Genomic DNA, 22063 nt, shown 5'->3' with positions numbered 1-22063 from the left:
TCAAACCGCTGCGGGGTGGTGGCCGCCGGACAGCGAAACGCCACCACCCCAACGCGGCCAGCGGGGGTCGCTCGACGAGATCCAAGGAGGGGAAGGCTGTGACCGGAACACGTACGAGGTGGGGCGGGCCGGCCCTCGGCGGCGTACTCGTGACGCTGGCGGTCCTGTCCGCGACGCCACACCCGGTGGCTGCCGCCGGGTCAGGCCCCGCGGACGGCGGTTCGCCGGATGCGGGGGCGCTGAGCGCGAACTGCGCGGGGTACCCGGGTGGCGCGACGATCTGCTCGGCGCAGGTGCCCAGCTTCGACGGCGCGCCCCTCGACGTGGACATCACACGGCCCCTGCCCGGCACCGGCGACACCCATCCGTTGATCGTCCTGCTGCACGGCTTCGGCAACGACAAGCACGAGTGGGAATCCACCTCAGATGCCGCCGACGGGGCGGACAAATACCACTGGAACAGCCACTGGTTCGCCGCACACGGCTACTACGTGCTCACCTACACCGCCCGCGGCTTCCGCGACAACGGCCCGCGGGCCAGCTACCAGCCGGCGACGCCGGCGGGCGTCGCGCCGACCTGCCTGCCGCCCGGCGGCTCGGCGTGTCCACCGGCGGGCACCATCCGGGTGAAGAACAAGGACGTCGAGATCCGGGACACCCAGTGGCTGGCCGCGCTGACCGCGCTCGCCTATCCCGACATCGACCGGGACCAGGTCGCGGTCAGCGGCGGCTCCTACGGCGGTGGGGAGAGCTGGCTGCAGGCCGCCGCGCAGGCGGGCAGCGAGTACTGGAGCGAATGGCCCGGCCTGCCCCGCCTGCGGCTGCAGGTTGCCGTGCCCAAGTACCCATGGACCGACCTGGCCTACGCGCTGATGCCCAACGGCCACCCCGGTGGACCTTCCCAGGCGCCCGCCGGTGAGCCGTACCGGGGCAGCGACCTGTACTCGTCCGCACAGGGGGCACCCGACACCCTCGGCGTCGGCAACCCCATCGGCGTCGCCAAGTCCAGCTACGTCGGTGGGCTCTACAGCCTCGGCACCGCCAACGGCGCCTTCGACGAGGGTTCCCCGAGCCCGCAGAGCAACGGTCCGGAGCCGTTCACCGCCTGGCTGGGCAGGGTCGACGCGGGGGAGCCCTACAGCGCGGCGGGCCGGGTGGACGACCCGACGATGGCGCAGGTCAGAACGGCGTTCAGCGGCTGGCACTCCGCGTACTACCAGCCCGGCTGGCGCACCGGCCGCGACGCCGGCCGCACCCCCGCGATCCTCTCGGTCTCCGGCTGGACCGATGACCTCTTCCCGCCCGTGGAGTCGTTCCGCATGTTCACCTACCTCAAGAGCCTGGACCGAGACTGGCCGGTCGCCGTCGTGGTGGGCGACATCGGGCACGCGCGGGCGCAGAACCCGCCGGGTGTCTGGCAGGCGATCAACGAACAGGCGTGGCGGTTCCTGCAGGCGAACATCACCGGCAGCCGACCCGCGCGCACCACGGTGTCCAGCTACCCCACGCGGTGCGGGGACGCGGCGACCGCGGCGGACGAGATCAGCGCGAGCAGCCCTGCCGCCCTCGCCAAGGGCACCCTCGTCATCGACTACAACGGTTCGGTCCTCCTGCCGCCTACGTCAGGGGCCACCGATGCGGACGCAGCCGCCACCGACGCCGTCGCTGGCGGCGCCATCACCTCCACCAGCGGCGGCTGCCGCAGATCCGCCCGGCTGGTCACCTCCCCGAGCGATGGCTACACCGCCATTTCGCAACCGCTACCGGCGGAGCAGACTCTCGTCGGGATCGGCCGTGCTGAGGCCCGGTGCGCCGCGACGCCGGGCGCCACCACCGCGGTGCTGGCCGCACGGGTGTGGGACGTGTCCCCTGACGGCGCCGTGCTGCTGGTCAGTCGAGGCGTCTACCGGTTCGACTTCACCAGCTACGACGCCCGCACCGGCATCGTCCAGGTGCCGCTGTACGGCAACCATTGGACCTTCCCCGCCGGTCACCGAATCCGGCTGGACCTCGCTCAGGTCGACCAGCCGACCTACCGGCCACCGAACACGGCGGTGACCGCGACGCTCGACCTCTCCGCTACCCGGCTCGTCCTGCCGGTCCGACAACAAGCCACCACCACCATCCGTTAGTCGAGCGGAGTGCGGGCTCAGCGGCCGCGGTGGACGCGGATCGTGCGCGTCACGGCCCCATCGGCGGCTGGCGGCTGGTCTCCGTCACCTGGCCGCCGTCGTGGCGGCGCCGGTCAAGACGATGGGGCGATGTCTTCCGTCTCTCATCCGCGTCGTCGTTTTGCCCCGGCGCTCAGCTGGGCTTACTCGTGTCGTTGGTGACCGCGGTGCTGCCCGCATCGCCGGTCGTCGCAGCGCCCAGCCTGGCCGCGGGAGGCCAGCGCCCCGAGACTGCGGCTCGACTTCACCTGGCAGCGATGAGTTTCGGCGGCTTGACCAGTCAACCAGTCGCATCGAGACCAACCGGAGGTGTAGGTCGTGCGAAAGATCGTCGTGACCGAGTTCTTGTCCCTCGACGGGGTTGCCGAGGCCCCAGATAGTTTCTTCACCGCCTGGGACGACGTGGTGGACGCCAACATTCCCCGTGCGATCGCGACACAGGACGCCGTCATCCTCGGCCGCCGTAGCTACACCGAGTGGGCGCAGTTCTGGCCGAGCAGCCAGATCGAGCCATTCGCGACATTCATCAACGGGGTTGCGAAGTATGTCGCGACATCGACGCCCCTTGACCGAGATTGGGCCAATACGACGGTGATCGACGGCGAGCTGGTCGAATTCGTTCGGGATCTCAAGCAGCAGCGCGGAGGCGATATCGGTGTCCACGCAAGTATCTCGGTCGCGCAGGCGCTGCTCGCCGCCGACGTTGTCGACGAACTTAGGCTCGTGATAGCGCCGTGTATCGCCGGCCGCGGACGACGACTCCTCGACGGCTTGCCCCCGCTTCGGCTCGAGTCGATCCGAAGCGAGACCTCACCGACTGGCTATCTGCTCGTCGACTATCGCGTTGTTCGTCGGAGCTTGGAAAGCACCGTCTTGACATCAGTAGGCGCGGTGTCGTGACATGAGGAAGGGCCTTCGGTACGAGCACCGGTGACGAAACCTCTGCTCATCGCCCGAAGGCCCAACCATGTCCTTCTACCTGTCGCCGGCCACGGCGCCTCCCTCCTCCGGCCAACCGGTCTGGGACTGCGCGGCCTCCTACATCGTGGCCCGGTATACCCCCGACCCGATGCAACTGACCGCCACGGTCGCCCGCGCCGCCGGGTGACATCGCGACCGTGACCGCGACGGCGACGACCACCGCGCTGGAGGATGATGTCTCCGACAGCACCGGCCAGGTCACCCTCGGCGAGGCGATGCACCCGGCGTGGTATCTGAGATCTCCAATTCGGCCGGCAGTCTTGTAGCATGCGGCGGACGACGGGCGGCAGCCGGAGCGCGGCTCTGGCATGACTCGGCGGGCACTGCCGGGTCGGGCGGCCACGGCGCCGGTCAGGCCGGGGCCGGAGTGAGAGAGGAACCTGCTCGGCGTGTTCCAGGAACCGGACCGGACCAGGATGACCGGCGGAAACTTAGTTGGCGGGGCGCAAGGTGCCGCGGGCCGGGTGCCAGGCGCTGACCCGCCGGAGGCATGGGACGCGGAGCTGGCCAAGGCCGTGCGGCACGTCGCCGTATTGCGCACCGGATTCTACGTTGTCGTGCTGCTGATCGCGCTCGGCGGCCAGGTTTCCGGGGCGATGGAACGGCTCGGCATGCCGTGGTACGTGGCCCTTCCCGCCGTTGGGGCGTTGGAGCTGGGCGGCGTCGTGGTGCTGGCGAACGCCGACGTACGCCGTCGACTAGGCGAACGGGCGATCCTGTCCCGGGTGCTGTCGGCCGGCATCGCCGCCGCTGCGGTCGCCTTCAACTGGCTGGCTCATCGCAACCACCTCGAAGGCGGTTTCTACGCGGGCATGTCCCTGCTCGGTTATCTGGTGTGGTTGATGAACACCGAGAACCAGCGGCGGGACCGGCTGCGCGCCAGGCAGCAGCTGCCACCCACGACGCCGGCGTACGAACCGGTCGGGCACTGGTTGCGACACCCGTGGCTGACTCGCCGTGCCCGCTCGCTGGCCAAGGCCGACCCCGGTCTCGGGCTGTACGGCTCGCTCGACGCGGCCCGCGCGCAGATTCGCGCCGAGCGGCGGCAGACGGCGCTCAGTAAGGTGTTGCACCGCAAGATCCGCCGAGCGCTGGACGCCACCACCGCGAACATCGCTGTGGGGGTGTATGACCTCGACGAGATCGCCCGGCGGCTGGCCGAGCAGGCGGACTACGACGGGCTCACCGCGCTGATCGCCGCGGATCTGGCACCTGCTCGCGTGCTGGCCGGGAACCTGCCGTCGGGCGGCCGTCGCCGGCGGTGGCGTCGGGCCGGTCAACCTGACCCGGTCGCACTAGCCTCGGCCGCGCGGCTGCTCACCCACGCTCCCGAATCTTTCACCGTCGCGGCCCCGCCGGACGCAGCCCCGGCGGGCACGGCCCCCGAAGCCCCTGCGGCGGGCACAGCGTCCGGCGGCTCAGCGCGGCCGGCTGCCGGGGACGTCGTTCCAGAGGTGAACGCCACTGAGCAGGCGGGAGACGTTGTCGAGCGACCGGGGTCGGAGCGATCTCGGGCGGCGACGCCGGACGGTACCGGCCGCAAGGTGGAGCGATCCGACACGGGCCAGCCGACCTCGACCACAGAGCAATCCGACGCGCCCCGGACCTCCGACTGGGCGGCGCTGCACGCGGAACTCGCCCCGCTCCTGCCCGCAGCCGCACCGCGCCGAACGCCGCGTAACACACCAGACCGGTCGGCCGCCAGCAGGGCGGAGGCACCGGCGACCACGGACGCGCCAGGCTCCGCCGCGGAGCCGGGCGCCACCGGACCGTCGGCAACGACCCGCAGCGCGGCACCGACGCCGCGAACTGCGACGGGACGGGCACGTGTGGCTCGAAGCGACGACTCGGCGGACGAGCCGATCGCGGCAGCCACACGAGAGTTGCCCCTGGTGGCCGGGCGGGACCTGCCGGACCTGGTAGACGCTGCGGCCAGCCGTACCACACCACCCGTCGTGGTCCCCGACGCCGTAGAAGGGTCCACCGAGCAACGATCAGCGTCGCGACCTCGGCAGCGTCGGCGGGACGACGCGGACCCGCGACCGGGCCCGGAGACCGCCCGGCGTCGGTCGAACACCCAGTCGGCCGAGGCCGGCCGGCGCTGACCGAAGATCCTCAACGCCTGATCTACGAGTACGTGGTCGAGGTAGAGGGATCGATCCGTCTTGTCGTGGCGCCCCGCCCGTCGGCAGCGGTGCCGCTTTCGTCGGCGAGGCAGCTGTCCCCCTGTTCGACGTCGCCGGACTTCGCCGGGGTGCTCGGGGCGGTGGTGCCGGACTGCCTCTGGTCGCTCCGGTGCCTGCTGACGCCCAGGAGCCTCGTCTGATCCGGCGCGTGTGACCGAGGACGAGGCGTAGAAGGTCCTTTGGGAGGATCTTGGGTACGTCGGTGCGGTTGGTTAGCATGCCCGGCGATGATGACGATCTTTCGCTCCTGGCGGTTACGCCGCGCCGCCCGTCGACACTTCGGCTGGCAGAGGCTGCGCGACACGCAGATGCGCGCGATGCGTGCCCTGCTCGCGGGCCATGACGCGCTGGTCGTCCTGCCGACCGGGGGCGGGAAGTCTGCGGTGTACCAGGTTCCCGCCACGCTGCTGCGCGGCCCGACGGTGGTGATCTCACCGCTACTGGCCTTACAGCAAGACCAGATCAGCAACCTCAACGAGCGCGACGATCCGGTGTTGCGGGCGGTTCGGATCAGCAGTGCGGAGAGCCAGAGCAAGCAGGAGGCCGCGCTGGCCGAGCTGCGCTCGGGTGCCGCGAGGTTCCTGTTCATCACGCCTGAGCAGCTCAGCGCGCCGGAACGGCTGGCCCAGGTCCGCGCGCTGCGCCCAGCGCTGGTGGCGGTTGACGAGGCGCATTGCATCTCGTCGTGGGGCCACGACTTCCGCCCCGACTACCTTGCCATCGGTCACCTCATCCGCGGCCTGGGCAGACCGCCCGTCGTGGCACTGACGGCCACGGCGTCGCCGCCGGTGCGGGATGACATCACCATGCGGCTCGGCATGCGCAAGCCGCGGCTGGTCTTGTCCGGGCTGGATCGCCCGAACCTCTTCGTGGCGGCGACGCACTGTCCCAGCGAGGACTACCGCTGGCGCAGGTTGCTCACCCTGCTCAAGGAGGCCGACCCTCCCGGCATCGTGTACGTACCGACCCGGCGTGCCGCCGAGGACCTCGCGCAACGGCTGTCCGACGCGGGTTATCCCGCACAGGCCTACCACGGCGGCATGGCAGCCGGACTACGTCGGAGCCGCCACGAAGACTTCCTCGCCGACCGGGTGCCGATCATGGTCGCCACGTCGGCGTTCGGGATGGGCATCGACAAGCGAAACATCCGCTGGGTGGCACATGTGGCGCTGCCCGATTCACCGGACAGCTATCTCCAGGAGATCGGACGGGCCGGGCGCGACGGTGAACCGGCCCGGGCGTTGCTGCTCCACCGAGCCGAGGACGTTGCCCTCCAACGCTTCTTCAACGGTGGCGCACCTGACCTGGACGAGCTGCGAACGGTCGCCGCCATCCTGCATGACGGCCCGGTGACACGCACCACGCTGGCCAAGGCCACGGGCCTGAGCCCGCGCAAGGTCGCAAGCCACATCAGCTTGCTCGAGCAGGTTGGGGCGATGACGACGGGGCCGAGAGGCGAACTGAGGAGCGGCCCGTATGCCCCACTGCCCGACCAGGCGGCGCGGGAGGCGCTGGCCGAGTACGGCCGCTACCAGGCCGGGCAGCGCTCCCGCACCGACATGATGCGCCGCTTCGCCGAAAGCCGTGGCTGCCGGATGCAGTCGCTGCTCGGCTACTTCGGAGAGCAGCTGAGCCGACCCTGCGGCCACTGCGACAACTGCCAGGGCGGCACCTCGGAGGCACTCCCCGTCGACGGCCCGTACCCGCTTCACAGCATCGTGCGGCACCCCAAATGGGGATCAGGCATGGTCCTCGGGTACGAGAAGGACCGCATGACGGTGCTCTTCGACGATGTCGGCTACAAGACCCTGTCGGTGTCTGTCGTGCAGGCGCAGGGCCTGCTGGCGCTGGAGGCGAATCCCCGGTGAGGACAGCTTCCCGAGCGACACCGTGTATGCCGCACGGTAGCAGCGCGGCTGCAGGCTGCTGTGGAGCTGAGGCTCGGGGAGCACTGCGCTCGCAGTCGCGTGACCCGCGCTTGAAGAACTCTGCCTCACCGCGATCCCTTCCTCAACGAGGTCTCCGCCGCCTACAGCTATCCCGCGTCTCGATGGCGCAGCCGTGCCAGGTCCGGCTCGCTGAATTCTCGCCGCGAGAGCCGGAAGGGGCGTCCTCATGCCTGGCCACGCAGATGGCGAACCTGCAAGCGGAAAACGCGCGGCTCAATGATCACCTTGAGCTGTACCGGCACGGGGTTCCCCCGAGCACCGACACGGCGGCCAAGCTACCGCCAGCCGAGCAGGTCAACGTGTGGTCGGGCCGCCTGTCGCGGGCCGACCACACACCCAACCGGGACAACCCCGGACGGTCGGCGCAGGCGGAATATCCTCCACGCGCGCCATTGATCGACCAGCTTGAGCTGCGGGTCCGTCGCATCGTGTGGACGGCGGGGGAGCGGCCTTGAACATCGTGCCGCAGGACCGGCTGGAGCGGTCGAGAGAGCCCTGAGGGAAGGTGGCAGTGATCTCTTCGGACCCGCATCCTCCTAGGATGCTCAAGGCGGTGTGGTCCACGCCCTATTCGAGCAGGAACGAGAGCATTCGCGAAGGCTAAGCGGTGTCTCGACACGCTCAGGACCAACGGATTACACGATCAACGTTCAATGACGCGGGACTAACCAGCCTCAACGCGTGGCTGCGCCACGCCGTGCATGCTCGGGGCCATTTCCGTCACGAGTGGTCCGCGTTGACGGGCTCCCGCGCCCCGGGCGATGTGGTGCGCCGCCGTCGAGATGCGTGACGGCGGGTCCGGTCGCTGACGGGCCCCGCCCGTCGTACCTGCCGGACACGGTGTTACTGGCCGCTGCCCCGAGGCTGCCGGCCGCCGTGGTCATGGCGAGTCTCTCGCGTCCCGCTCCGGCCAGGTTGTGACGCGCCGTTGTATCAGGTGCTGGCAGAGATGGGATGCCATCCGCTGGTATCGACCGTTGGCCGCAGCAGATCGACCGCTCGTCGCGTGGCACCTGGCCTTAGCCGCTGGGCCGGCCATAGCGTCAGATAGGACGTCCTATGTCCGATGTCGATAGCTCGGTTGCCGATCCAGGAGGGAGACCGATGCGCCGAACAGTTGTCTGCTCGGACGACGTCCACGCCCGGCGGTGACGGCCATCCGCGCCTTGGTGGCCGGTCCTGCGCGACCCGGGCAGCCGAAGGCGATGCGGCCGGCCTACGACTCCGGGGACCACCTGCACCGCCAAGGATGCGGGCCGCCAGGCCATGGCCGCCGCGGTGGACCTCCGAGTGCTCCAGCCGTGACTACTCAACGGCGTCCGAGACACCGGCGGTGCCGCTGGTCCTCCCTCACCGTCCGCACGTCCCATCCAGCGAAAGAAGGTGGCAGTGTCCAGTACCACCCACAAGGCCCGCGCGCCCCGGACGGCGATCGTCGTCGGTTGCGCCGCCCTGGTCGCAAGCCTGGCCGGCGCCAGCGTCCCATCAGCCCTGGCGGCGCGGGCACAGACCGATCAGGGCGCACAGTGCGAAGGATCGGTGCCCTTCACCGCCGGAACCGAGGGATACAACGCCTTCCGCATTCCCGCGATCGTCGCCACCCGGTCCGGCACGCTGCTGGCCTTCGCCGAAGGGCGACTGGCCTCACTCAGCGACGCCGGCAACATCGATCTCGTGCTCAGGCGGTCGACCGACGGCGGATGCACCTGGGGACCCCTGCAGGTGGTACACGACAGCGGCCCCAACACCGCGGGCAACCCCGCCCCCGTGGTGACCGCGACCGGGCGGGTCGTGCTGCTGTCGACGTACAACGGCGGGACCGCGTCCGAGGCGGCGATCATGCGCGGCGAGGTGCCGGCCGAGCAGAGCCGGCGGGTCTTCGTCCAGCACAGCGACGACGACGGGGCGAGTTGGTCCACTCCGCGCGAGATCACCGCGCAGGCCAAGGCGGAGAACTGGCGTTGGTACGCCACGGGTCCCGGCCACGCGATCCGGCTGGCCATCGGCGCGCACCAGGACCGGCTCGTGGTCCCGGCCAACCATTCGATCGCACCACCGGCCGGCTCCGCCGACACCGGCACGGAGGCCAAGTACTACGGCGGGCACCTGCTCTACAGCGACGACGCAGGGGAGAGCTGGCGCATCGGTTCGGTCGACGACAACCCGAACGGGTACGTCAACGTCAATGAGTCCACGGTGGCTGAACTGCCCGACGGTCGCCTCTACGTCAACACCCGCGAGCACAACGGCAGCGCGCCGGGCAACCGCGCAGACGCATACAGCCGCGACGGCGGCCAGACCCTGGAGCTGCCGCACCGTCCCCAGGCCACGCTCGTGGCGCCGGTCGTGCAGGGCAGCGTCCTGCAGCTGACCGGGGCAAGCAACCAGCTGCTCTTCTCCGGCCCCGCGGACCCGACCAGCCGCGCGGCGCTGACCCTGCGGGTGAGTACCGACCACGGCGCGACCTGGCGGCCGGCGCTGGCACTGTCCGGTCTCCCCGCCGCCTACTCGGACCTGGTCCAGCTCGATCCCCACACGGTTGGCGTGCTCTACGAGACGGGCAACTTCGGGGCGAACGAGACGATCACCTTCCGGCGGGTCCCGATCGCTCAGCTTCGACCGTGACCACCGGTCGCGAACCTCCATCATTGGACCGGCGCAGCCGGTGATCCCGGCACGGGTGCCGCCGCCTTGCGCGGCGGCACCCGCGCGCCGGCGTCACGGCGAATCCTTCGTGATGCTCCAGCCGCCGTCCACCAGAAGACTCGCCCCCGTCACGTACGACGCGTCGGCGCTGGCTAGGAAGGCCACCGCGGCGGCCACCTCCGCCGGGTCGCCGAGGCGGCCGAGGACCGTCGCCGCCGCGGCTCGCTCCCGCGCCTGCGCGCCCAGCCCGCGCCAGGCGTCGGTGTCCACCGGCCCGGGCAGCACGGCGTTCACCCGCACGTCAGGGCCGTACTCCGCGGCGAGCTGCCGGGTCAGGGCCGCCAGCCCGCCCTTGCTGGCGGCGTACGCGGGGCTGCCTGGAAGCCCGAACAGGGCGTGCACGCTCGACGTCACGACGACGCAACCGCGACGTTCCCGCAGGTCGTCTGCGAAGGCCCGGACGCCGAGATAGAGCGCGGTGAGGTTGACCGCGAGCACCCGGTCCCAGGCCGCCGGGTCGAGCTCGTGCGCCGCGCCCGCGTGCTGCACGAAGGCGTTGCTGTGCAGGATGTCCAGCCCGCCGAACTCGGTACGGACCACCTCTCGGGCGGCCCGCCAGTCCGACTCGGCGGCCACGTCGCAGTGGACGTAGCGGGCGGCGCCGCCCGCTTCGCGGATCTGCGCGGCGACGCGGGCGCCATGCTCATCAGCGACGTCGAGCAGCAGCACGGATGCTCCCTCGGCGGCCAGCCGGCGCGCGCTCGCGGCGCCGATCCCGCGGGCAGCGCCGGTGACGGCGGCGACTCGCCCCGCGAAACGGCCGGGAACCGCCTCCGTCACCTCCGGAGCACCGCGACGCCGCGGGGAGCGAGCGACACGGCCTCGACCGCACGCTCCCGGTTGCCGAGCAGATCGACCGCCGGCGCCGGCAGCGCGACCGTGACCGACTCGGCGCCGTGGTTGAGGAGCAGGAGGTACGACCGGTCCGGGCCGTGCCGGACGACCGCCTGCAGCCCTGCGGGCAGGCCGGGCAGCACCGGCTCCACGCCCGCTCCGCCACGGATGCGGTCGAACAGCGCGCGCATCGTCGCCGGCTCCGGCCGGGTGGCCAGGTACCAGGCCACACCGGCGCCGTACGAGTGGCGGGTGACCGCCGCCCGGCCGGCCAGCTCGCCGCCGGCGAAGGTGGCCACCACCTCGGCTCCCTCGGTCTCGATCCATTCCGACCACACGGTGCCGCTGTGCCGCTCTCCCGCGATGTCCAGCTCGATCGTGCCGCCCGCCGGCACCGGCCAGAACTCGTCGATGCGCAGCCCCAGCACGTCTCGCAACGGCGCCGGGTATCCGCCCAGGTACGCGCGGTCGGACTCGTCCACGATGCCGGAGAAGAACGACACCACCAGGTGCCCGCCGCCCTCGACGTAGCGACGCAGGCGGGCGGCCACCTCGGCGGACATGAGGTACAGGTTCGGCACGACGACGAGCCGGTAGCCGGACAGATCCGCGGTCGGCGGTACGACGTCGCAGGTGACGTGGGCGTCGAACAGCGGCGCGTAGTGCGCCCGGTGGGTTTCCAGCAGGTCGAGCACGGCCGGGTGGGCGTCCGACTCCAGCGCCCACCAGTTGGCCCAGTCGTGCAGCAGCGCGACGTCGGCGCGTACCCGCGTGCCGGCCAGTTCGGCGACCCCCGCGATCTCCTGCCCGAGCGCCCGGATCTCGCGATGGGCGCGGGTTCCGGTACCGCCGTGCGGCACCATCGCCGAGTGGAACTTCTCGGCGCCGCCGACGGCCTGGCGCCACTGGAAGAAGAGCACGGCGTCCGCGCCCTGCGCCACCGCCTGCCAACTCCACAACCGCATGAGCCCCGGCGGCTTCGGCGCGTTGCGCTCACGCCAGTTGACCGCGCTGGGCGCCTGCTCCATCAGCAGCCAGGGCTGACCGCGACGCGCCGAGCGGATCAGGTCGTAGCCGAACGCGGCCTCCACGTGAGCCCGCGGATCGTACGGGTCGGGATAGCTGTCGAGGCTGACGACATCCTGCTCGGCGGCCCACCGGTAGGAGTCGATCGGCTTGTGGACCAGGCCGATGAAGTTCGTCGTCACCGGCACGTCCGGGGCGAACCGGCGCACGATGTCCCGCTCGGCGAGATAGCAGGCGAGGATCGCGTCGTTGCTGAACCGGGCGAAGTCCAGCTTCTGGGCGGGGTTGGCGAAGGTCGGCGCGGTGCGCGGCGGCAGGATGTCCGCCCAGTCGTCGTAACGCTGCGACCAGAACGTCGTCGACCACGCCTCGTTGAGCGCGCCGATGTCGCCGTACCGCTCGCGCAGCCAGCGCCGGAAGTCCTCGGCCGACACGTCGCAGTAGCAGGCCCGCACGTGGCAGCCGTATTCGTTGCCGATGTGCCACAGCTTCAGCGCCGGATGCCCGGCGTAGCGACGGGCGAGGTGCTCGACCAGCCGCCCGGCGTACTCCCGGTACACCGGGCTGGACGGGCAGTACTGCTGCCGCCCGCCGGGCCACAGCCGCACCCCGTCGACGCGTTCCGGCAGCACCTCGGGGTGGTGCCGGGACAGCCAGGGCGGTGGGGAAGCGGTCATGGTGGCGAGGCTGGCTCCGATACCGGCCTCGGCAAGGTTGTCCATCACCCGGTCGAACCAGCCGAACTCGTAGGTGCCGGGACGTGGCTCCACACTTGCCCAGGAGAAGATGCCGACGGATACGAGCGACACTCCGGCATCGACCATGAGCTTCATGTCCTCGACCCAGACGTCCTCGGACCACTGCTCGGGGTTGTAGTCCCCACCGAACATGATCTTCGGCATGGTCATGCCGCACTTCCTCTCGCTGAGTTCGGTCGGCCGCTCGCACCCGACCACGACCAGGACATGGGATGTCCCGCGCTGCCGGGACAGTATGGCGACCTGCAGGCCGCGTCAAGCGACCTTGTCCTCGCGTCATCGATGCGCGTATTGTCATCCGCCAGATGACATCCCACGTCCTACGTATCCGACTCGGCTGATGCATCCGGTCGCCCGGAGCCATCCCGTGTGGACAAGGGGCGCACGACTCTCACGGAGGGTGCGACGACATGAACGATGGGTATCCGCCGGAAGGTCCGACCGGCTCAGGCCGCCGCTACCGTGGCTTCGGGGCGGTGCTGATCCTGGCCGGCGTCGTCTTCAGCATGCTCGGCGGCCCCGCGAGCGCGGAGCCCGCCTCGACGGGTCCGAGCACGGCGGCCGGCGAAAGCCAGACCAGCGAGCCGTACGTCGACGAGCAGGTGCTCTACCAGCGAGGCGACTTCGGATACGCCTGCTTCCGCATTCCGGCGGTGGTGCGCGCGCAGAACGGGATGATTCTGGCCTTCGCTGAGGGGCGGGTGAAGGACTGCGGCGATGACGAGGACATCGACCTCGTGCTGCGCCGCTCCGCCGACGGCGGCCGGACCTGGGGACCACTGCAGGTGGTCTCCGAGGGCAACGGCGAGACCCACGGCAACCCGGTGCCGATCGTCGACCGGACCACCGGGCGCGTCGTGGTGGTGACCACGCACAACGGTCCGCAGCCGTGTCCCAACGGCTGTGACCGCGACCCATGGGTGCAGTTCAGCGACGACAACGGGGCAACCTGGTCGGCCGCCCGCGAGATGACCGAGGGCAAGCGGCCGGAGTGGAACTTCTGGTACGCCACCGGCCCGATGCACGGGATCCAGCTTCAGCGGGGCGCGCACGCGGGCCGGCTGGTGGTCGGGGCGAGCTTCGAAAGCTGGGACCGGGTCGGCAGGCACGTCTACGGCACGCATCTGCTCTACAGCGACGACAGCGGGGTGACCTGGCACATCGGTGCGGAGACGTTCCGCGACGACGGAGCGGTCATCGCGCAGGAGGTCACCGTCATCGAGCTCACCGACGGGCGCATCTACGCGTCGGCCCGCGAGCGCGGCACCGACCCGGGCAACCGGGCGTACGCGATCAGCAGCGACGCCGGCGAGACGTGGGACGCATCCTTCCGCACCATGCCGGAGCTGGCCACGACCGACGTCCAGGGCTCCCTGCTGCGATTCAGCGATGACCGCATCCTCTTCTCCTCACCCCTGCACCCCAGCGCCCGCGAGGCGATGGGCGTCCGCTCGTCGTACAACGAGGGGCGCAGCTTCGAGACCTGGAACGAGGGCAAGGTCTTCTACTGGGGTCCCTCGGCCTACTCCGACCTGCTGCGCCTCGACGGTGACGAGGCGGCGCTGATGTACGAGGCCGGCGCGGTCAGCCCGTACGAGACAATCCGGTTCGCCCGGTTCAACGAGGCGTACCTCGATACGCCGAACGGCATCCCGCCCGGCATTCCCGCACCGCCGGCGCCGGGGCCGCAGACGCCCGACGAGTCACCGTACGGCAACGCCGCCTACGTCCGGGGTGGCGCCCAGGTCACCGACGGCCGCTTCGGCAACGGGCTGGCACTCGATCGCGTGGACGATCGGGTGGAGGTGCCGTTCGACCGGTCGATCGACCTCGGCGCGGACGACTTCACGCTGAGCACGTGGATCCGGTACTCCGAGAAGGCCGGCGCACACTCGATCCTCTGGTTCTACCGGGTGAACTCGGGCACCAACCCGCCAGCGCTGTGGCTGCGGGCCGAACCGGCGAGCAGTCGCATCCGGGCGATCCTCTCCGTCGACCGATACAACGTCACGGTGCAGTCGCCGAGCGCGTACAACGACGGGCAGTGGCACTTTGTCGTGCTCCAGCGGGCGCACGGGCAGCTCAGGCTGCTGGTGGACGGCGTCCAGGTCTCGTCGGCGGCGGCGCCGGCCGGCTCGGTGACCCTCGGCCAGGAGTTCGGCATCCAGGGTCTGCACATCGGGCAGCGCCTGGACGGCGTGGACCGCTTCCGCGGCACGCTGGACGAGGTACGCGTCTACCGGCGTGCCCTGTCCGCCACCGAGCTGGCCCTGATTCAGGAGCGGAACCTCCCGATCGGCGGCGAACTCGGGCTCAGGCTGCCGCTGGAGACCGTCGGCTGACCGGCAGCCCTCATCGGGGAGTGGCGCCCACCGGGCCTCCGGTGGGTGCCATTTCCGAGAAAACCCGGCAACGGCCGTGACCGAGGGGCACCCCGTGAACGGCACGTTGGTTGGTCGGTAACGCCCGCAGCTGGAAGGGAAGTACTCCGTGCTCGTCGACTGGCCACTGGACCGTCTCCGCGACCACCTGCCCGCCCGTGACGAGCCGACGGACTTCGACGACTTCTGGGCCGCGACCCTGAAGGAGTCGCGGGAAGCGCACTGGCCCGCCCGGTTCGTCCCCTACGACGCCGGCCTGTCCACCGTGGAGGTGTACGACGTCACCTTCCCCGGATTCGCCGGCCAGCCGGTGCGTGGCTGGTTCCTGCTGCCCCGGCACGCGGCCGGCCGCCTGCCCTGCGTGGTCGAGTACATCGGGTACGGCGGCGGGCGCGGTCTGCCGCACGACTGGCTCGCCTGGAGTGCCGCCGGGTACGCCCACCTCGTCATGGACACCCGGGGGCAGGGCAGCAACGGCAAGCTCGTGGGCGACACCCCGGACCCCGACCCGGTCGGCCTGCCCCAGGCGCCCGGCTTCCTGACCCGCGGCATCGCCGACCCGCACCACTACTACTACCGCCGGGTCTTCACCGACGGTGTCCGCGCGGTCGACGCGGCGCGGGCACATCCCAGGGTCGACCCGGACCGGGTGGTGGTCACCGGCGGCAGCCAGGGCGGCGGGATCACCCTCGCCGTCGCCGGCCTGGTCGACGGGCTCGCCGCCGCCATGCCCGACGTGCCATTCCTGTGCCACTTCCGGCGCGCCACCGAGATCACCAACGCCCTCCCGTACGGGGAGTTGGTGTCGTACCTGAAGACCTACCACGGCGACGTCGCCCAGGTGTTCGCGACGCTGAGCTACTTCGACGGGATCAACTTCGCCACTCGCGCCAGCGCTCCGGCGCTCTTCTCGGTCGCGCTGATGGATGACGTCTGTCCGCCATCAACGGTCTTCGCTGCCTACAACCACTACGCCTCGGGCGACAAGGACATCGCGGTGTGGCCGTACAACGGGCACGAAGGCGGCGCAGGCAGGCAGCGTGCCGAGCAGATCAGATGGCTGCGGAACGTGCTGGCCGGCCCCGAGCCCGAACCCGTCGGCCGAGTTCACTCAGCCGGGAACAGCTCCGGCAGGCAGGCGCGCACGGTGGGACGTAGCCGCTCGGCAAGGGATTCGTCGATCGAGTCGTAAGGCCACCGAACCCGGGTGCCGATCTCGGCCCAGTTGCCCAGATGAGCGAGGAACTTGTCCAGCGCCGGGTTCCCGAAGCCCTGCCGAGCGAGCGGGTCGACGTGGTCGGCCAGGAAACTCTGGATCCGGCGCTCCACATCGAGCCCACCCTCGGGGTCCTCGACCATCATCCGCTGCCAGGCGACGGCGCCGGCCGGACTGAGGGCCGCGACGTTCGAGTAGGAGCCCGCGGCGCCGTGCCGAAGGCCGGTCGCCAAGCCATGCCCCGGGACGAAGATGGCCAGGTCGCCCGCGTACTCCCGCATCGCTGCGTACCACGCCGCGTCGCCGCCGCCGACCTTGATACCGATGAGGCTCGGCACCTCCCGCCGTACCGCGGCATAGCTGTCGGCGGCAACCAGGGTCTTCGCGTGCGGCGGGTTGTACAGCACGAGCGGGACCGGGTCGGCGGCCGAGGCGATCCGGACCAGAAACCGGATCACCTCGGTCCGCGACAGTGGCAGCCAGTCCGGCAGCGTCACCTGCACGGCGCTCGGCGCGACCGCCCGCGCCCGACGGACTCGGGCCAGGCAGGTCTGCGCGCTCATGTGGCTGGCGCCGATCTGAAACGGAATCCGGTGGCCTGCGCACCTGTCGGCGACAAGCTCGTTGATCTGGTCGTACTCGTCCTCACTGAGCGTGTGGAACTCGCCCGCGGTGCCGTGCACGTAGACGCCATCGAGCCCGGCGGCGACGAGGACATCGAGAGCGTGCGTCGTCCGGCCCCAGTCGATCGTGTCGTCAGGGTGCAACGACAGGAGCAGCGTCCCCCACGTACCGCGGAGGTCCGCCGATGTCAGTGCCGGCGCCATGTCTCGTGACTCGTCCGTTGCGGCGTGTCCCGTTGTCCGCAGCCGCCGTCGCTGGTTCTCACAGCAGGCCGGCCGCGCTCAGGTACTTCCCGACCCGGGCGATCTCGTCCTCGTTCAGCGGGATCTGCGGGACCGCCGTCGTCGGGTGATCGATGATCCCGCGCAGGTACAGCGCGGCCTTGAACGCTCCCAGCGCGGACGAACCCAGACCCATTCGCGGTCTGCCGACGTTGACGAGTTCGAAGAGGCGCAGCAGCCGCTCCTGTTCGGCGCGCGCGGCCTCCCAGTCGCCGTCCGATGCCGCGCGGAACAGCCGGGCGTAGCCGTGCGGGTCGACGTTGCCCAGGCCCGGCACCACGCCGTCGGCGCCCATCCACAGCGCGGAGTCGACGGTGAGTTCGGAGCCGGTCAGCACGCTGAACGTGCCGATGTCCCGGCGGTCCCGTCGCCCGAGGATCACCCCACGCAGGGCGCCCTCGTCACCACTGGAGTCCTTGACTCCGGCCAGCACGCCGTCGCCGGCGAGGTCGAGCAGCAGGTCGGCGCCGAGCTTGCTGTGCACCGAGACCGGCAGGTCGTAGGCGTACAACGGCAACCCGGCCCGCGCCGCGACGGTACGGAAGTGCAGCTCGATCTCGGCGGGGTGCGTGCGGGTGTAGAAGGGTGCGGTAGCCACGAGTCCGTCCACCCCCGCCGCGACGGCCACTCGCACATGGTCCAGCACGCGCAGGGTGGTCATGTCGATCACGCCGGCGAGCACGGGAACCTGGCCCGCGACGTGGCGCGTCACGGTATCGAGCACGATCTTGCGGTGGCCGTCCGGGAGGAAGGCCACTTCAGAGGTGGAGCCGAGGACGAACAGCCCGTCCACCCCACCGTCCAGCAGATGGTCCACCAACCGGGTCAGCGATGCGGTGTCGACCTCGTAGTCCGGGGTCAGTGGGGTGGACACCGGAGGGATGACGCCGGTCAGTGCGGCCGATCGCGGTGGCGACAGCTCGTGGGTGGTCATGCATTCTCCTGGGCTTGGCTGGTCAGTTCGAGGTCGGCCGCGCCGTCGCGGATCGGGTGGTGGCAGCGGAACAGGTGATCGTCGGGCCGGACGACCGTGTCGGTCTGCGCTGCGGGCATCTCCCGGGCGCACCGGTCGTCGGCCTTCCAGCAGCGGGTACGGAAGGGGCATCCGCTGGGCGGCCGGGTGGCGGAGGGAACCGGCCCGGCCAGCGGGATCGGGTCGATCGGGAAGAGCAGACCGGGGGTGGCCGAGAAGAGGGCCCGGGTGTAGGGGTGGCGGGTCCGGCCGGGCACCGCCTCGGCCGGCGCCTGCTCGACGATCCGCCCGAGATACATCGTCACCACCCGGTCGCTCATTCGCCGCACCGTCTGGATGTCGTGCGAGACGAAGACCATCGCCAGGTTGAGCTGCTCCTTCAGGTCGAGAAGCAGGTTCAGGATCTGCGCACGCACCGAGACGTCGAGCGCGCTCGTCGGCTCGTCGGCGATGAGCAGCCGCGGCTGCAGCGCCAGCGCGCGGGCGATGGCCACCCGCTGGCGCTGCCCGCCGGACACCTGGCCGGGCAGCAGATCCGCGACGCTCGCCGGCAGGCCCACCAGGTCGAGCAGTTCGCGTACCCGCTCCTCGCGCTGTCGCGGCGTGCCGACGCGGTGCACGTCAAGCGGGTCGCGTAGCACCTGCCGGATGGGTAGCCGGCGGTTGAGCGCGGTCGAAGGGTCCTGGAAGACCATGCCGGTGCTCGAACCGATCGCCACCCGGCGTGCCGCGGGGGGCATGGACCAGAGGTTCTGGCCGCGGAACAGCACCGTACCGTCGGTCGGCTTCTCCAGCCCGACCAGGATCCTCGCGAGCGTCGACTTGCCGCAGCCGGACTCGCCGACCACACCCACCGTCTCGCCGGGCTCGATGGTGAGGTCCGCGGCGGTGAGCGCGTGGACCCGTTCGCGCCGAAGGAGGCCGCCGGAGCGTGCCTTGTACACCACGTGCACGTCGGCGAGTTCGACAAGTGGCGTCGCAGTCATCGTGCCTCCGCTGGAGTGGCCGGTGCGGCGCCCGCGCCGCCGGTGAGAACGGACGCCCCGACGTCGAGAGCCGGATGGTGGCAGGCCACTTCGTGGTGGCGCTGCCCGGTCAGCCGCGGGGTCCGCACCCGGCAGGTCTCGGTGACCATGGGGCACCGGTCGGCGAAGCGGCAGCCGCTCGGGAAGCGCGCCGGAGGCGGTACGACGCCGCGGATCTGGGTCAGCCGGTCCGCGCCGGTTTCCAGCGACAGCACGGAGCCGAGCAGCCCGCGGGCGTAGTGATGCGCGGGGGAGCCGACGACCGTCGCCGTCACGCCCGTTTCGACGATCTGACCGCCGTACATGACCACCACGCGGTCCGTCACGTCCGCTACCAGGGCAAGGTCGTGCGAGACCAGGATCAGGGCGAACCCCAACTCCGCTCGCAGCCGCAGGAGCAGCTGGATCACCTGCGCCTGCACGGTCACGTCCAGCGCCGTGGTCGGCTCGTCCGCGATGATCAGCTTGGGGTCGCGGGAGAGGGCCATCGCGATCAGGACCCGCTGCCGCTGGCCGCCGGAGAGCTCGTGCGGATAGGACGGGAGGGTACGCCTGGCGTCGAGGCCCACGAGCTCCAGCAACTCCGTCGGGCTGCGCCGGCCGCCCCGGCGGACCACCTGCTTCAACTGGGCGTTGATGGTCATCGCGGGGTTGAGCGAGGACAATGCGTCCTGGTAGATCATCGCCATGTCGTGGCCGAGCAGCCGGCGACGGGCGGCCCGGGGGAGCGCCAGCAGGTCCTTGCCCTCGAAGAGGATCTCGCCGCGGACGCGGGCGCCCCGCGGCTGCAGACCCATGACGGTCAGTGCGGTCAACGATTTGCCGCAGCCGGACTCGCCGACCAGGCCGAGCACCTCGCCGGGGCGCACGTCGAAGGAGATCCCGTCGACGATGTCCACGCCGTCGTGCCGGCCGTCGAATCCGATCGCGAGCTTGCTCACCCGCAGGATCGGCGCGCCCTGCGGCAGGGGGCGTGCTCGCTGGGCCAGCCGCTGCGCCGCCTCCGCCAGCCCGGGCAGTGGGGTGATCTCGCCGGATCCGGGGAGGGCTTGTTCCAGCGGGTCGACGTCGTTCTGCTTCTTGGCCGGGTCGGCGGGGCGGGCGGCGGGCGCGGCCCAGGCGTCGGACACGCCCTCGGCCAGGATGTTGAGCGCCAGGACCGTGATCAGGATCAGCAGGCCGGGAAAGACGGTGGCCCACCAGCCGCCGAGGAGCACCATGTTGCGGCCGTCGGCGATGACGCTGCCCCACGATGGGTCCGGCGGGCGCACTCCGGCGCCGATGAACGACAGTGACGCCTCGAAGACGATCGCGTCGGCGACCATCACCGTGCAGAAGACCAGGATGGGTGCGGCGCAGTTGATGGCCACGTGCTTGAGCAGGATGTGCGGAGTGCGGGCGCCGATGACGCGCTCGGCGGCGACATAGTCCTCGCCGTACTGGGCCAGCACGTTCGCCCGGACCACCCGGGCCACGGACGGCATGTAGAGGAAGGCGATCGCCAGCACCAGCACGAGGATGCTGCCGCCGAAGACGGCGACCAGGACGGCGGCGAGCGCGATTCCCGGGAACGCCATGACCACGTCGAGGCTTCGCATGAGGGCCTCGTCGACGGCCTTGCGCGCGGTGGCGGCGATGGCGCCGATCAGCGCGCCGCAGAGCAACGCGATGGCGGTCGCGCCGAGGCCGATGATCAGTGACCAGCGGGCGCCGTAGAGCAGCCGGGTGAAGATGTCCCGGTTCGCGCTGTCCAGCCCCATCCAGTGTGCGGCGGTGGGGCCGCCGCCGCTCGGCTCCTGCACGTAGGGCGAGTGCGGGGCGAGCACGGGGGCGAGGACCGCGGCGAGGGCGATAGCGGCGAGGACGGCGAGGGAGATCCATGAGGGCGGGCCGAGCCGCCGGAACTGGATGCCCGGCCGCGAGAGCCTTCGCGCGAGTCCGTTTCGCATCACGTGGCACTCCTGAGGCGCGGGTTCACGAGCAGATAGAGGATGTCGACGGCGAGGTTCACCACGACGAAGCCGGTGGCGATGGTGAGCACGACGCCCTGCACCACGGCGGGGTCCCCGTCGCGTACGCCGTTGATCATGAGCTGCCCCATGCCGGGCAGCGCGTAGATGGTCTCGATGACCACCGCCCCACCGAGCAGGTAGCCGATCCGCAGGCCCAGCACCGTCAGTGGATTGATCAGCGCGTTGCGCAGGACGTTGCGGCCGATCACGACGATCGGCGGCAGGCCGCTGCCGATCGCGGTGCGGACGTAGTCCTTGTCCAACTCCTCGACCATCGACGTCCGGATGATCCGGATCAACTGGGCGGCGACGGGCAGCGACAGCGAGAGCGCCGGCAGCGTCATCGACCGCAGCCAGCCGCTGAACGAGTCGGCGGGATTGATGTAGCCGCTGGTCGGGAACCAGCCGCGGTCGACGGCCAGCCACTGGATCATCAGCAGGGCCAGCCAGAACGCCGGCGCAGCGACCCCGATCAGTGACACCAGCCGGATGAGCTGGTCGGGCCAGCGGTCCCGGAAGATCGCCGCGGTGACGCCGAAGATCACGGCCAGGGCCACGGCGATCGCCAGGCCGAGGAAGGTCAGTTGCAGCGTGAGCGGCAGGGCGGTGACGACCGAGTCGAGCACCGGCGCCTTGGTGAGGACGCTGGTGCCCATGTCGCCGTGGAGCAGGTCGCCGACGAAGCGGACATAGCGCACCGGCAGCGGGTCGAGCAGGCCGTTCTCCACCTGGAACTGGTGGATCTGTTCCGGCGTCGGGTTGGCTCCCTGGAAGTAGGCGTACTCCGGCTTGTTGTTGGAGAACCGCATGATGATGAACACGAACAGGATGACGCCCAGCAGCAGTGGGATCAGGATGAGGACCCGGCGGACCAGCATTCTGGCGACGACAGCCACTGGTTGACCTCCTGACGCGGTGCGACTGATGGGCGGTGCGTGCG

The 22063-nt window shown here is 70.7% G+C and carries 16 protein-coding genes; 9 read left to right on the top strand and 7 right to left on the bottom strand.

The annotated features are described in order from the left end of the window. Window positions 1-98 precede the first annotated feature (98 nt). The 7 genes from ACGFI9_RS05335 to ACGFI9_RS05305 all read left to right on the top strand — a co-directional run bounded on the left by ACGFI9_RS05335 (window position 99) and on the right by ACGFI9_RS05305 (window position 9912). Complete coding sequence (locus tag ACGFI9_RS05335; RefSeq protein WP_393175164.1) at window positions 99-2132, top strand: CocE/NonD family hydrolase C-terminal non-catalytic domain-containing protein; 2034 nt, start codon at window positions 99-101, stop codon at window positions 2130-2132. A 357-nt stretch (window positions 2133-2489) separates the two neighbouring features. Continuing rightward, window positions 2490-3071: a dihydrofolate reductase family protein gene (locus tag ACGFI9_RS05330; RefSeq protein ID WP_393175162.1), complete on the top strand. Its 582-nt coding sequence runs from the start codon at window positions 2490-2492 to the stop codon at window positions 3069-3071. A gap of 67 nt (window positions 3072-3138) precedes the next feature. Continuing rightward, window positions 3139-3279 (top strand): hypothetical protein, encoded by a 141-nt coding sequence (locus ACGFI9_RS05325; RefSeq protein WP_393175160.1) that lies wholly within the window; start codon window positions 3139-3141, stop codon window positions 3277-3279. 262 nt (window positions 3280-3541) lie between these two features. Next, the gene (locus ACGFI9_RS05320; protein WP_393175158.1) at window positions 3542-5257 is read left to right on the top strand and encodes a hypothetical protein; all 1716 of its coding nucleotides are present in this window, start codon (window positions 3542-3544) and stop codon (window positions 5255-5257) included. Window positions 5258-5565: 308 nt separating this feature from the next. Beyond that, window positions 5566-7206 (top strand): RecQ family ATP-dependent DNA helicase, encoded by a 1641-nt coding sequence (locus tag ACGFI9_RS05315; protein WP_393175156.1) that lies wholly within the window; start codon window positions 5566-5568, stop codon window positions 7204-7206. A 182-nt stretch (window positions 7207-7388) separates the two neighbouring features. Next, complete coding sequence (locus ACGFI9_RS05310; protein ID WP_393175154.1) at window positions 7389-7742, top strand: hypothetical protein; 354 nt, start codon at window positions 7389-7391, stop codon at window positions 7740-7742. A 934-nt stretch (window positions 7743-8676) separates the two neighbouring features. Continuing rightward, window positions 8677-9912 (top strand): exo-alpha-sialidase, encoded by a 1236-nt coding sequence (locus ACGFI9_RS05305; RefSeq protein WP_393175152.1) that lies wholly within the window; start codon window positions 8677-8679, stop codon window positions 9910-9912. Window positions 9913-10005: 93 nt separating this feature from the next. Here ACGFI9_RS05305 and ACGFI9_RS05300 read toward each other — a convergent pair whose 3' ends face one another. Then, the gene (locus tag ACGFI9_RS05300; RefSeq protein ID WP_393175150.1) at window positions 10006-10773 is read right to left on the bottom strand and encodes an SDR family NAD(P)-dependent oxidoreductase; all 768 of its coding nucleotides are present in this window, start codon (window positions 10771-10773) and stop codon (window positions 10006-10008) included. Continuing rightward, window positions 10770-12761 carry a beta-galactosidase gene (locus ACGFI9_RS05295; RefSeq protein WP_393175148.1) on the bottom strand — a complete coding sequence of 664 codons (1992 nt, stop codon included), beginning with the start codon at window positions 12759-12761 and terminating at the stop codon, window positions 10770-10772. The genes ACGFI9_RS05300 and ACGFI9_RS05295 overlap by 4 nt, the downstream gene beginning before the upstream one ends. Before the next feature lie 260 nt (window positions 12762-13021). Between ACGFI9_RS05295 and ACGFI9_RS05290 the strand changes: the two genes are divergently transcribed. Together ACGFI9_RS05290 and ACGFI9_RS05285 are read left to right on the top strand one after the other, a co-directional pair. Further along, window positions 13022-14953, top strand: a complete 1932-nt coding sequence (locus ACGFI9_RS05290) for an exo-alpha-sialidase (protein WP_393175146.1) — start codon at window positions 13022-13024, stop codon at window positions 14951-14953. Between the two features lie 148 nt (window positions 14954-15101). Beyond that, entirely contained in the window at window positions 15102-16184 is a 1083-nt protein-coding gene (locus ACGFI9_RS05285) for an acetylxylan esterase (protein WP_393175142.1), read from the top strand. Here the strand turns inward: ACGFI9_RS05285 and ACGFI9_RS05280 are convergent. The 5 genes from ACGFI9_RS05280 to ACGFI9_RS05260 are packed head-to-tail and all read right to left on the bottom strand — an operon-like array spanning window position 16100 to window position 22019. After that, window positions 16100-17035: a dihydrodipicolinate synthase family protein gene (locus tag ACGFI9_RS05280; protein WP_393175140.1), complete on the bottom strand. Its 936-nt coding sequence runs from the start codon at window positions 17033-17035 to the stop codon at window positions 16100-16102. The genes ACGFI9_RS05285 and ACGFI9_RS05280 overlap by 85 nt on opposite strands. A gap of 58 nt (window positions 17036-17093) precedes the next feature. Further along, window positions 17094-18047, bottom strand: coding sequence for a dihydrodipicolinate synthase family protein (locus tag ACGFI9_RS05275; RefSeq protein ID WP_393175138.1), 954 nt, complete (start codon window positions 18045-18047; stop codon window positions 17094-17096). Beyond that, the gene (locus tag ACGFI9_RS05270) at window positions 18044-19072 is read right to left on the bottom strand and encodes an oligopeptide/dipeptide ABC transporter ATP-binding protein (protein ID WP_393175136.1); all 1029 of its coding nucleotides are present in this window, start codon (window positions 19070-19072) and stop codon (window positions 18044-18046) included. Before ACGFI9_RS05270 ends, ACGFI9_RS05275 begins: the two co-directional genes overlap by 4 nt. Continuing rightward, window positions 19069-21060 carry a dipeptide/oligopeptide/nickel ABC transporter permease/ATP-binding protein gene (locus tag ACGFI9_RS05265; RefSeq protein WP_393175134.1) on the bottom strand — a complete coding sequence of 664 codons (1992 nt, stop codon included), beginning with the start codon at window positions 21058-21060 and terminating at the stop codon, window positions 19069-19071. Before ACGFI9_RS05265 ends, ACGFI9_RS05270 begins: the two co-directional genes overlap by 4 nt. Further along, entirely contained in the window at window positions 21060-22019 is a 960-nt protein-coding gene (locus tag ACGFI9_RS05260; RefSeq protein WP_393175132.1) for an ABC transporter permease, read from the bottom strand. The genes ACGFI9_RS05265 and ACGFI9_RS05260 overlap by 1 nt, the downstream gene beginning before the upstream one ends. Window positions 22020-22063 lie beyond the last annotated feature (44 nt).

This window comes from Micromonospora sp. NPDC048930, from assembly GCF_043197935.1.
GTDB lineage: Bacteria > Actinomycetota > Actinomycetes > Mycobacteriales > Micromonosporaceae > Micromonospora.
Note: the sequence above shows the minus strand (reverse complement) of the source record. Positions and strands in the feature narration are given on the sequence as shown.